General features: G+C 52.1%; 11 protein-coding genes. 4 read left to right on the top strand and 7 right to left on the bottom strand.

All coding sequences use genetic code 11. From position 1 onward, the window contains the following. Positions 1-3: 3 nt before the first annotated feature. Complete coding sequence (locus BUA40_RS02575) at positions 4-2,046, bottom strand: hybrid sensor histidine kinase/response regulator (protein ID WP_072797993.1); 2,043 nt, start codon at positions 2,044-2,046, stop codon at positions 4-6. A 124-nt stretch (positions 2,047-2,170) separates the two neighbouring features. Between BUA40_RS02575 and BUA40_RS02570 the strand changes: the two genes are divergently transcribed. Both BUA40_RS02570 and BUA40_RS02565 read left to right on the top strand, forming a co-directional pair. Beyond that, a complete protein-coding gene (locus BUA40_RS02570) occupies positions 2,171-3,874 on the top strand; it encodes a putative bifunctional diguanylate cyclase/phosphodiesterase (protein ID WP_072797991.1) in 1,704 nt (567 codons plus the stop codon). Continuing rightward, complete coding sequence (locus BUA40_RS02565) at positions 3,871-4,119, top strand: Hpt domain-containing protein (RefSeq protein ID WP_072797988.1); 249 nt, start codon at positions 3,871-3,873, stop codon at positions 4,117-4,119. The genes BUA40_RS02570 and BUA40_RS02565 overlap by 4 nt, the downstream gene beginning before the upstream one ends. A 103-nt stretch (positions 4,120-4,222) precedes the next feature. On the opposite strand, the gene BUA40_RS02560 is transcribed toward BUA40_RS02565, so the two are convergent. From BUA40_RS02560 to BUA40_RS02545, 4 genes are all read right to left on the bottom strand, one after another. After that, complete coding sequence (locus BUA40_RS02560; RefSeq protein WP_072797986.1) at positions 4,223-6,553, bottom strand: caspase family protein; 2,331 nt, start codon at positions 6,551-6,553, stop codon at positions 4,223-4,225. A gap of 10 nt (positions 6,554-6,563) precedes the next feature. Beyond that, the gene (locus tag BUA40_RS02555; protein ID WP_072797985.1) at positions 6,564-7,337 is read right to left on the bottom strand and encodes a hypothetical protein; all 774 of its coding nucleotides are present in this window, start codon (positions 7,335-7,337) and stop codon (positions 6,564-6,566) included. Next, positions 7,334-7,837: an RNA polymerase sigma factor gene (locus BUA40_RS02550; RefSeq protein ID WP_072797983.1), complete on the bottom strand. Its 504-nt coding sequence runs from the start codon at positions 7,835-7,837 to the stop codon at positions 7,334-7,336. Before BUA40_RS02550 ends, BUA40_RS02555 begins: the two co-directional genes overlap by 4 nt. Positions 7,838-7,982: 145 nt before the next feature. Next, positions 7,983-8,981 (bottom strand): FKBP-type peptidyl-prolyl cis-trans isomerase, encoded by a 999-nt coding sequence (locus BUA40_RS02545; protein ID WP_255369167.1) that lies wholly within the window; start codon positions 8,979-8,981, stop codon positions 7,983-7,985. 348 nt (positions 8,982-9,329) lie between these two features. Here BUA40_RS02545 and BUA40_RS02540 point away from each other — a divergent pair, with 348 nt between their 5' ends. Beyond that, a complete protein-coding gene (locus BUA40_RS02540; RefSeq protein WP_072797981.1) occupies positions 9,330-9,551 on the top strand; it encodes a hypothetical protein in 222 nt (73 codons plus the stop codon). A 95-nt stretch (positions 9,552-9,646) separates the two neighbouring features. Next, positions 9,647-10,486, top strand: coding sequence for a bifunctional methylenetetrahydrofolate dehydrogenase/methenyltetrahydrofolate cyclohydrolase FolD (gene folD / locus BUA40_RS02535; RefSeq protein WP_072798351.1), 840 nt, complete (start codon positions 9,647-9,649; stop codon positions 10,484-10,486). Positions 10,487-10,493: 7 nt separating this feature from the next. Here the strand turns inward: folD and BUA40_RS02530 are convergent, their stop codons facing one another. After that, complete coding sequence (locus BUA40_RS02530) at positions 10,494-10,817, bottom strand: hypothetical protein (protein ID WP_143149668.1); 324 nt, start codon at positions 10,815-10,817, stop codon at positions 10,494-10,496. Positions 10,818-10,874: 57 nt separating this feature from the next. Then, positions 10,875-11,858, bottom strand: coding sequence for a hypothetical protein (locus BUA40_RS02525; RefSeq protein ID WP_072797979.1), 984 nt, complete (start codon positions 11,856-11,858; stop codon positions 10,875-10,877). Positions 11,859-11,887: the final 29 nt, after the last annotated feature.

Genomic DNA, 11,887 nt, shown 5'->3' with positions numbered 1-11,887 from the left:
AATCTACACCCTTATCCACTTCTGCAAGATTCTAGCCAATTCATTAAAGTCCAGCGGCTTGGAAATATGACCGTTCATGCCAACCTCCTTCGCCCTGCGGATATCGTCGGCAAAGGCGTTCGCGGTCATCGCCACGATGGGAATTCTCCTTGCGTAGGTCGTCATGGCCCTGATGGCCGCCGTCGCCTGGTAGCCGTCCATGTTCGGCATCTGGATATCCATGAACACCAGGTCGAATTCGCCTTCCTTGCTGTTTGCCATCCGTTCTACAGCCGCTTCGCCGTCCACGACCCATTCCACTTCGAGCCCCGTCATTTGCAACACGTTCTTCGCGATTTCCGCATTCACCGGATGGTCTTCCACCAGCAAGATGCGCTTGCCCTCGAACTTCAAGTCTTCCAGATTCTTGAGCGGGTCTTCCTTGTGGGATTCCGCGTTCTGCACGTCCACAAATTTCAAGTAGACGGTAACAGTAAAGCGCGACCCTTCCCCGGGCTTGCTTTTCACTTGGATGTCGCCACCCATCATGCGCACCAGGCTCTGCGAGATTGTCATACCGAGCCCCGTTCCCTGTATGGCGGCAGTCTTCTTGTCGTTTGCGCGCGTGAACGGCTCAAACAGGTGCTTCTGGAAATCCTCCGTCATGCCAATGCCGTTGTCTTCAAAGACAAATTCATAGCAGGCTATACCATGGGCGTTGGTAGGCCGTTCCGCTACCGTCAAGGAGATGGTCCCGCCATCGGGAGTATACTTGATAGCATTGCTCATCAAGTTCACGAACACCTGCTGAATGCGGTGGCTATCGCCAATGACATGTTCGTGGATTACATCCGCAATGTTCACCTTCAATTTGTGGCGGTGGCTTTCGAGCTGAGCCTTGGTCATGGCAAGCAGCGTGTTCACAAGCTCCGAGAGGTTGAAGTTTTCCTCGTTCAGTTCCACTTTGCCCGACTCGATCTTGTTCATGTCAAGCACCTCGTTGATGAGCGAAAGCAAGTGGCTCGAGGCTTCCGAAATTTTCTTGAGGCAGTCCTCCACACGCTCCCGGTCATCCAGATGGGCCGTCGCGATTGCCGTCATGCCGATAATCCCGTTCATGGGCGTGCGGATATCGTGGCTCATACTAGAGAGGAAGTCGCTCTTCGCCTTGCTGGAGGCATTTGCCGAATCGATGGCGTCGCGCAGCACCTGCTGTATTTCCTGTTCCTTGCGCACATCCTCGTCTACGTCCTTGAAACCCGCCACAATGCCGGTCTTGCCGTTGGGGAGCTGCACCTGTGCAAACTCGATGCGGTAATAGCATTCCTTGTCACCCACGACGCGCTTGAATACTACGCCGAAAACCTTCTTGCTCGTGGTGTTCGCAATAATGTTTTCAAGCGTCAGTTCCTTTCTCAAGCGATCCCTGTCCGACGGGGCGACAAAGTTTTTGATGTAGTTCGCCTTGGCGTCTTCGTAGGTGAGCAGTTCCAAGGCCTCCTTGGTGGGCCTTGCGTGGATACTGCCTTCGGAAGTGTCGGCACGGAATAGCGAAAAGCTCCCGGTCGCAATGTCATTGATAAGCCACACGGCATTGTAGGCACGGCTCAACGCATCAATCACCGCAGTGTATACGGCCTTGTCCGCCTCCATCTGCACACGCTTTTCGGTAATGTCCGAAATAAACACATAGAATAGCCCGCCATACACATCGGAATTCACGTAATGGCCGTAGTCATCGAGCCAGCGGATCTTGCCATCCTTACGGACAATGCGGTATTCCACGTAGTCTAGGTTACCTTGGCTTTTTTCGATCTGGTCCGCAATGGTCGCGGAAACCTTCTCATAGTCGTCCGGGTAGAGCATCCCCTTGAAAGTGTAACCCGTGAGTTCCTTGAATTCCTCGAGCGTTTCGCAGCCGAAAATCTTGAACACGGCCTTGTTCGCGTAAAGCAGTTCCTCGTTACCTGTCGCCTTGTAAATAAAAAAGCCACCCGGCATGTCTTCGCCGATTTGCTCGATAACTTGCAATGCCTGCTCGCTCAGGGGAAGGTGTCGACCGAACATGGGGACCTCGTATTCTGGTAATTCTGTTTTAAAGATATCTAAAAAAAACGCTTTGTCGCGCACGTTGTTATTTTTTTGTTTCTTTTTACATATATTTATCTACGGATACAAGGAATTTTTTCAAATGAAAAAACTACGCCAGATCACTACCATCAAAAGACACGTCCTTATCGTAGACGACGAGGTGGTAAACCGCGAAATCCTGGGTAATATCCTTTCCGTGAACTACGACGTCGAATATGCCGACAACGCCAAGGATGCTCTCGCAGCACTCTCCAGACAAGACAAGCGGTTTTCGCTTATCCTATTGGACCTACTCATGCCCGTGATGGACGGGTTTGAATTCCTGAAAAAAAGAGAAACCACCGAAACACTCAAGCGCATTCCGGTCATCGTGATGACCTCCGAAAAGGAATCCGAAGTCCGCAGCCTCAAACTGGGCGCCGCCGACTTTATCGCCAAACCCTTCGACATGCCCGAGGTGGTTCTCGCCCGCTGCGAAAGAATTATTGAGCTCTGCGAAGACAGGGATATTATCCGCCAGACGGAACGCGATCATATTTCCGGCCTTTACACCAAGGACTACTTCTTTGAATACATCCGCCAGATCGAGCTGTGGAGCAGGGACATTCCCCGCGACGCAATCGTCTTCGACATTGAGCAATTCCATTTGGTGAACGAATTTTGCGGAAGAGATTTCGGCGACCACCTGCTTGCCGAAATCGGCGAAGCCCTCGAGAAGGAGCTCGCCTCCATGAACGCCATCGCCTGCCGTGCGGATGCGGATACATTCTACATCTTCGCGACCCACCAGGAAAACTACGACAACATCCGAGACATTGTCCAGGGAATCATTACAGAATTCTTCGAGGTAAACCACATCCGCGTACGCTGCGGCCTATGGGAAAACGTGGACCGCAACGTAGAAATCGAGGCCTGGTTCGACCGCGCGAAAGCCGCCTGCGACAAGAACCGTGGCGATCTAAGCCAATCGTTCACCCGCTACAACAATGAGATGCATTCCCGCTACATGTTCGAGGAAACACTCATCCGCGACTTGCAAAGCGCCATAGACAACAAGAACCTGGTTGTCTATTACCAGCCCAAGTTTAACATCGAAGGCGACACCCCGCGGCTCACCAGTGCAGAAGCCCTTATCCGCTGGATACATCCGACGCTGGGATTCATCAGTCCGGGCGACTTTATTCCGCTGTTCGAAGGGAACGGGCTCATCCAGAAGGTGGACAACTTTGTCTGGAACGAAGTGGCAAAGCAAATTCGCAAATGGAAAGATGAATTCGGCGTAACGGTACCCGTTTCCGTGAACGTGTCCCGCATTGACATCCTGGATCCGGAACTGGAAGCGAAGCTCCTGCGGCTCCTCGAAGAAAACGGCCTTTCCCCGGAAGAATACATGCTTGAAGTGACCGAGAGCGCCTACTGCGAAAACATGGAGCGCCTTATCGAAGTCATCGAGAACCTGCGCAAGAAGGGATTCCGCATCGAGATGGACGATTTCGGCGCCGGATATTCTTCGTTGAACATGATTACGACGCTCCCCATCGACATTTTGAAAATTGACATGTCGTTTGTGCGCAACATGGAAAAGAGCGAACGCGACCTGAAACTCGTGGAACTAGTAGCGGACATTGCAAAATTCCTCAAGATTCCTGCCGTGGCAGAAGGCGTGGAAACAGCCTCCCAACTCAAAATACTCAAGGAAATGGGTTGCCAGATTATCCAGGGCTACTACTTCTCTAAACCGGTTCCGCCGAAGGACTTTGCGCCCTTCATCGAAAAGGAACTTGAACACCGGAGGGGCGCATGATAACCGTCGATAAACTGAACACTTTTGGGGCAAATACCGCCGAAGGGCTTGCACGCTGCTTCGGGAACGAGGCTCTTTATTTGAAACTCGTGGCGACCATCCCCAATGAAGCCAATTTCGGCAAACTGAAAGATGCCATTGAAGGGAAAAACCTGAAGGACGCCTTCGAGGCGGCCCACGCGCTGAAGGGCGTTCTCGGGAACCTCTCTCTCTCCAATCTACGCGCCGGTTATAGAAATCACTGAATTGCTCCGCAACGAAACCGATATGGATTACAAAAGCCTGCTCGGCACCATCCTTGAAAAGAAGGATGAACTCGGCAGGCTTTGCGCGGAATAAATTTTTCTTTTAGAATCTACCCACGGTAATGCCCGAGTAGAAGCCGGGCCACCAACGAGCCTTATGCTTTTCGCTACCAAAATCGTCGTGGTAGTTGTTCCAGGGCTTGAGCCAAATCTCGTCCGCATCGCCAATCGTCGCCCAGTTCAGCGAGCCACCCACCGTAAGGCCTAACCCTGGGAACAGCTTATGTACAAAGCCCAAGCGCAGGCGGTGGTGGTAATTGTAATTGTTTTCACCGCTGAAAGCAACATTTTCGAAGGCATTCAAGAACATGTATTCCAACTCAAAGTGGTTGCCGTACTTGCCGAACTGCGTACCGATACCATAACCGCTTTCGTAGTGATCTTCAAAGTGTTCGAATCCTTCACCCTTTTCAAAGGGACGAGCCCATTCAAAGGCGGTGTAGAAATAAGCCGTACCCAAGTGGAGTGAAAGATCCAGAGCTCCCATTTCGTTCAAGGAGGTGGTAGCAGACCATACACCGTTACCGACCACGCTGATAAAGCCCACCGGAGTCTTTTCGCATTCCAAGCAAACGTTCACAAAACCCACCTGGCGGCCCTTGGACTTGGGCGCCACATTCACGTAACCCACCTGCGTGCCGCCTTCCCAAGCCGTGGCATTCACAAAGCCCACGCCTACACGGGAATTGACCGCCACATTCGTAAAGCCCACCTGAACATCATTGTCCTTAGCCACATTGACAAAGCCGACCTGTACTTTGGAGCCCATACTCGTGTTCACAAAACCAACGTGAGTCTTGCTGTATTCAGAAGCATTCACAAAACCCAGCTGCAAGTAGCGCATGGTATCGAGAGCGGCGTTCACAAAACCGATCTGCGCACCTTCGGATTTTTCAGACGCCCAGTTGATATAGGATAGCTGCAAACCATCAACGCTTTCGGCATAGTTCACGGCACCCGAAATCTGCGCGCCGTCAATATTTTCGTTCGCGATATTCAAGATACCTGTTATTTGAATGCCTCGCATATCTTTACTTGCGCTGTTCACAAACAAGCTCACCTGCGAACCGACCATGTAGTCTTTCGTCTTGGTCGCAAAAAGGCCCAGCTGCACGCCCTTGCGCGGATCCTTGTCGCGGTCGTAAAAACCAAACGTCGTGCGAGAAACTCCGTTGCGGTCAAGCGAATCCAGGGAGCATTTTGCCGTATCGCCATTAGCGCAAGAACGTTCGCTCTTGATTTCGCCACGAAGAGCCGTCTTTTCGACAGCGACCGCCGTGAACTGCTTTTTGCCGAGACGCGCACGGTTGTTGTCATAAAGCGTGATCGATGCTTCCTTATATTCGGCAGGACGTTCCAAGCGTACGCTGTACTTGCCGGCAGGGAACCCGAGGCTCATGGCGCGACCAGATTTCTTGTAAAGTTCGGCGACAAGTTCACCCTTTTCGTCGCGGATGAACAAGTGACCGTCTACATTCTCGTCCAATTCCAAGCCTGCGCTCGTGCTGCGCAAATCCGTCATCACCACATCCCCGGTGCCCGCCAAATTCATGTCGCGGCTGGGGTGCTGGGCGCCACCCATCGTAGCTTCCGTTTTCTGGAGCGTTTCGTTGAAGGCAAACTGATAAGCTTCAGAAAGCGTCACCTTGCCATCCCCGCTCACGTCGCCCGCGCCGCGAAGGCCGCTCACCAGCGAATGCGTGAAGAAGGAACCCTTCAGCTTATCACTTTCCTGGCTCGACTCATCTTGAGTGCTGCTGGTGATAAAGGCGTAGCCTTTCATGTCGCTGCTTTTGTCGACCATGAACGCAGGGACAGCGACACCGCCCTTCGCGCGCGTAATGGCGCCCGAGCCGCAAGCGTCAATCACGGCAATTTTCACATCGGCATGCAAGGCATCCACACGCTTGCGGAATTCCTTCCAGCTGTAAATTTCTTCACCGAGGCGCAGTCCCTTTTCATCGGCGTGGCCGCTGTAATACACCAGCACTTCTTCGCGGGAATTCGCATCGGCACCCTTCGCAGACTTCGAAGCCTGCAGCTTTTTATCGAGCGCATCCAGCTGGCTTTGCAAAGAGGCAACGCTAGGTTCAGTCACACGGTAAACATTCTGCTTAGACACACCGCCCATCTGCGAAAGCACATTCGCAAAGGCGCGGGCATCGCTTTCGGCATAGCGCAGCACCGGGCGGCCCTTACCACCGTTGTTTGCACTCACGGCAAACACGTAACGGTTAATTGCGATCTCGCCAGAATTCGTAGCGGCATGGGCGTTGCTCGCCGCCGCCAAAATCGCCACCAGGCAAACCAGGCAGAAAATAGCCGAACCCGACAAAAAATCGCAGAATAAAATTCTACCCAAAATCTTCTTCATTTTCTCCCCCTTACTTTTCCACCTTACGGAGCGTAAATGAAACCATTTCTACCCCCGCCTGCTTCAAGCTCTTGTCAAAATCATCTACATTGATTGCAAAAGAATTCTGCGAAGTCAGCAAGAAGAACTTTTCAAATTTCGGAGCGTTATCCAGCTTGTAGGCGAACGGAAGCGTCGTCATTTTGCCGGGCTCCAGTTCAATGGCATTGTTGCCCTCGCCCATGTGCATCGTAACGGTTCCGTTGCCGTCCATGCTAATGAGCATACCAAAACATTTTTGCGGAACACGGTAACGCAGCTGGATTTCGTCGCCTTCGTAGGCATTGCCCAGGTTCACCATTTGAACGGCACTGTCACCCGTCTTTTTCCAGACTTCCAAAGAAGCCTGCATACCCTTGATTCGCGTACCATTGTCGGCATCGGCCATAGCGACTTCCATCGAAGTTGCATTGCTGTCGTAAGTCGATACGTCGCGATTCAAGATCACCATGGAGAACACGCCGAGTGCAATCACCAGGGCTGCGGCTACCTTGAGCCACACCCCAGAAATCACGTTGCCCTCGTCATGGGCAGCCTCGTCTGCAGCATCCATTTTCGCTTCCAAAGCCTCAAACGGATTTTCTGCCACAAAGCGCTTACCCTGCAAACGCATTTCGCGCACGCGGGCGGCAAAGATTTCGTCGCTCAGTTCACGTTCCTGGAGATCGCGCATTTCTTTTTCGGGCAATTCCCCGAGCAAATAGCGTTCCAGCTTGAAATCGGAAATTTTATTGACAGATGTCATCTTTCAACCTCCAGATTTTTAATCTTGGCTTGCAGGGTACGCAAACGCTTGCGCACGCCGCTCACCGAAAGTCCAACGGTTTCAGCAGTTTCTTCCAGAGTCATGCCGTCTACATAATGCAGCGTCGCAATCGTGCGGGTCGATTCCTGCTCCTTAGAAAAAATCTTTGCCAAAAGTCCCCTGGCTTCCACGCCGTCATCTTCTTCGGCGCAGGCGATGGTGAGCAAAAGTTCGCTCGAATCCACATCTAGCCCGCGGCGTTTCTTGTCGCGAATGCGGTTCAGGCAAAGCCTGGTCGCCGTATTCCACAACAAGCTTGACGGTTGTGACAAATCCAGGGAATCGATATGTTCGTATACGCGCAAAAACACGTTTTGCACCATATCCTTGGCTTCGGCATCATCCTTGAGCAAAAACACACAGCGTCTGTAAACCATCGGGGCGTAAGCCTCGTAGAGTTTCGAAAAAGTCATGCGGTCAAGGAGATTTTTCCTGTTCATACCATTGTAACACTAGTGGAAGTTAAAAGTGTCACCGCAAATTTAAAAAAATAGTAGGAAGTAGACAGTAGGCAGTAGGAAGTGGTTGCAATAAAGTAAGCCCCGCTTGCGCGGGGCAATAAACGTATAATTATTTAGCAGTACGTTACTTCTTAGGAGCGGGTTTCGCGGCTTCGGCCGGCTTGGCAGCGGGTTTTGCTGCTTCGGCAGGCTTCGCTTCCGGCTTCTTTTCAGCAGGCTTTACCTCAGCCTTTTTTTCAGCGGGCTTAGCCTCAGCCTTTTTTTCAGCGGGCTTAGCCTCAGCCTTCTTTTCAGCCGGTTTCGCTTCGGCCTTGGCGGGTTCTGCCGGCTTTGTTTCAGCCTTCGGGGCAGCCGCAGGGGCAGCAGGAGCCACAGCAGCGCTGTCGATGGCAGGCACTTCGGCAAAAACCTTCAAGAGTTCCACCTCGAACACCAGCATCGCATTGGCCGGAATCATCGGGGGCACGCCAGCTTCGCCATAGGCAAGGGCGCTCGGAATCCAAGCCTTCACCTTGTCGCCTTCCTTCATAACCTGCAGCAAGTCCTGCCAGCCTTCAATCACGGCATCCACCGGGAATTCCAGCGGTTCGCCGCGCTTGACGCTATTGTCGAATTCCGTGCCGTCCAGGAGAGCGCCAATATAGTGCACCTGCACCTTGTCGCCCATCTTGGGAGAAATGCCCGTACCGGCCTTGATCACCTTGTACTGCACACCCTTCGGAGTCTTCTTGACCGTAGAATCCTTGGCGTTTTCGGCAAAGAACTTGGCCTGTTCATCCAAAGCCTTCTGGGCCTGAGCCTTGTCGTCAGCTTCCTTCTTCTTCTGCATCTGCAAAAGCAAGTCCTGCAAGGCCGATTCCGACGCAGAATCACTCATCAGTACTGTGCGGCTAGAATCCACCTGGTCCTTGATGGCGCCCATGAGCACGGCAATGTTCAAGTCGACATTGACATTCGCCACAGCCTTGCCCAAATCCATGCCCAGCGCATAGCTATAGCGGTCAACGGGGTTGTTCAAATCCGGTTTCGACGAGTCCGCAACAGCCGTAGCAGCCACGGGAGCGGGGTCTACAGCGGGTTTTTCACCGCCACCACAAGCTACCAGCACCAAAGACAGTGCCAAAGAAGCCGAAAAATACTCAAAATTTTTCATATAACGCCTTGATTTATAGCGACTTACATCGCAATTTATAGTGATTTACGCCACATCCAAAGATAGAAAACACTTTTAGGAACGCATGGTGAACACTTTTTGAAGCCTTCATTTTGCCCTAAAAAGTACAAAATTCCGATTTCCCAGAAAAAATTTTAAACTAAAATTGCCGTTTTTAGAGAAATTTAAAGGCTTTTATCCAAATAGGCAACAACTTAGCTTACACAACTGCCGTAAACGAGGGTTTACAAAGGGGTTGCACGATAAGGTTTTTGTTACTAAATTTACACATAAGAGTGAGAAAAATAAGGAAATTGTATGAATTCCAGATTCAAAAATTTCATTAGCTCAGCCAACGAGAACAAGGCCTCCTTCGATACCTCTATCGAAGGCGTCCGCAGCTCTCTCGAAGCCATGACCGCTTCCGCAAGCACTCCGGCTGTTCAGAGCGCTTCTACGACCGGTTGGCTCAAGGGCTCGCTTTCTTATCCGTGGGTTTTGGTTTGCTCCTTGGTCCCTTCCCTCAAGGACCTGTTCTAAGAATTTCCAACAGAACACTTTAAGCACCCTGCAAAATGCAGGGTGTTTTTTTTATTTTTGGCAAAAACTGCGCACTTTGCGCCCCGGAGACACTTATGGCAGCACTCATCCTCGACGGCAAGGCCCTTGCCAAGACCACTGAAGAAGAACTCAGCGCCCGCGTGGCAAAGCTCAAGGAAAAGACGGGCAAGACCCCGATCCTCGCAACGATTTTGGTGGGTGACGATCCGGCAAGCGCCACTTACGTGAAGATGAAGGGCAACGCCTGCGCCCGCGTGGGCATGGAAAGCATCCGCGTGGTGCTCCCGAAGAACACCACCACGCAGGAACTCCTCGACAAGATTCAGGAACTCAACGAAAACAACGACGTACACGGCATTCTGCTGCAGCACCCGGTTCCGCGCCACATCGACGAACGCGCCGCTTTCGAAGCCATTGACGCCCGCAAAGACGTTGATGGCGTGACTTGCCTCGGCTTTGGCCGCATGGCAATGGGCGAACCTGCTTACGGTTGCGCAACGCCGGCTGGCATTATGCGCCTCCTGAAAGCCTACAACATTCCCCTCAAGGGTAAGCACGCCGTGGTTGTTGGCCGCAGTGCCATCCTTGGCAAGCCCATGGCTCTCATGCTCTTGAATGCAGACTGCACCGTGACCATTTGCCACAGCAAGACCGAAAACCTGCCCGAATTCGTGAAGCAGGCCGACATCTTGGTCGGTGCCGTGGGCAAGCCGGAATTCATCAAGAAGGAATGGATCAAGCAGGGTGCCGTCGTGGTTGATGCCGGCTACCATCCGGGTGGCGTCGGCGATATCGAAAAGGGCCTTGATGACGTGGCATCCGCCTACACTCCGGTTCCGGGCGGTGTGGGTCCCATGACCATCAACACGCTCATCTACCAGAGCGTAGAATCCGGCGAAAAGTATTTGGGATAACCCGAGCCTATCGTCTCGTTCTTTCAAGTTCGACAGCGTCGGTTTCAGCAGAATTGGGCGAAAGCATGCCTTTCACGACATCGCCCACGAATTCAGCTCCGACACCAATCAAAGTCCCGACGGTAGAATCGTTTGAAATCTTGCGACTGTCCATTTCGATAGTCGCATCTTTTATAGCTGACTTTTCGTTTTCTTTAGGGTCCGAATAGACAATCGGGCCTTTCTTGTTGCCAAGATCAATGGAATCGGCAGCCGTCGGCGTCTTCTTTTGCACCAATTGGGCACATGCAATGCCCGCAAGCATAAATATGGCCAATCCAAAAAGTTTCATTTTTGCACCCTTCGGTGCAAAATATAGCAAGACCTCGGCAACGCGAATTACGCGCTCCTAGAACTTAGTCAAGAATTCCTTGGCGTCCATGGACTGCACCAGAGTATCGCCCAGGAGGGCCCGCAGGCGTTCCAAATCGGGGTGACCTTCGCGCTCGAACACCACCACCTTCTTAAAGCGGTCACGGTGCCTCAACAGGAATTCCAGATTGTTCATGTCGGACTTCGGGAAACCGTAACCCAAGAAGAAAATCTCCTGAGCGTTCTTGAGGTAATAATCGGCCTTACTCCACAACAAATTAAACAGGCTCCCGCGCAAGAACGATTCCTTGGCATGGGCCATCGGAATATAAATCGGAGTATCTTCGCGGTAAATCGGGAAACTGCGGTCACAAGGTTCCACCTGGCACACGTTTTTCAAATCCAGCGGGTCAGAGGCACCCTTGACCGGATACCAGTTCAGCGAGCCATGCAGCTTGATCAAATCAATCGAATGGGTACGCGGCGCACGAACCGCACTGCGGTCGGCAGGATCAATACGCACACCGTAATCCACCGCCACGGTCGCGCCCATTTTAGGATCGTCGGCAATGATATTTTCAATCAGCGTGTCGTAATTGAAGCTGAGCAACAGAGTATCGCGAACGCCCTCGCTCGGGCAATTCACACAGTCCGCCAAAAACTTGCGGAGAATAGTCGCCGACTGGGAATCTACCGCATGGTCGTGGCGAATGGCGCCCGCAATAAAGCGCAACAGTTCAAAACGCAAACTGGAATGGTAAAGGCTTTCACGCACACCGGGAAAAATCTGCGCCGACAGAATCGAAGTCGAAAGTGTTTCAATATTCAAGTATTCGGCCTGGTTATTGCAAAGCTCCAGAAACCGCCTGCAGTAATCACGCAGGTGCGGGAACTCGTCCGAAATTCCAAAGGGAATCAGTTCGTTCAAGTCGCGCAGCGTAGGCATCTGCGGGCAAAACGATTTACTGAATCCGGAGCCCAATACAAAAATCCGGCGGTATGTACTCGATGCGATATCCATATCCTTAATGTATAATAATTTCAGCGGAA

Origin of the sequence: Fibrobacter sp. UWT2, from assembly GCF_900142545.1 — a bacterium.
Lineage (GTDB): Bacteria > Fibrobacterota > Fibrobacteria > Fibrobacterales > Fibrobacteraceae > Fibrobacter.
This window is presented reverse-complemented; position numbering and strand designations above follow the sequence as displayed.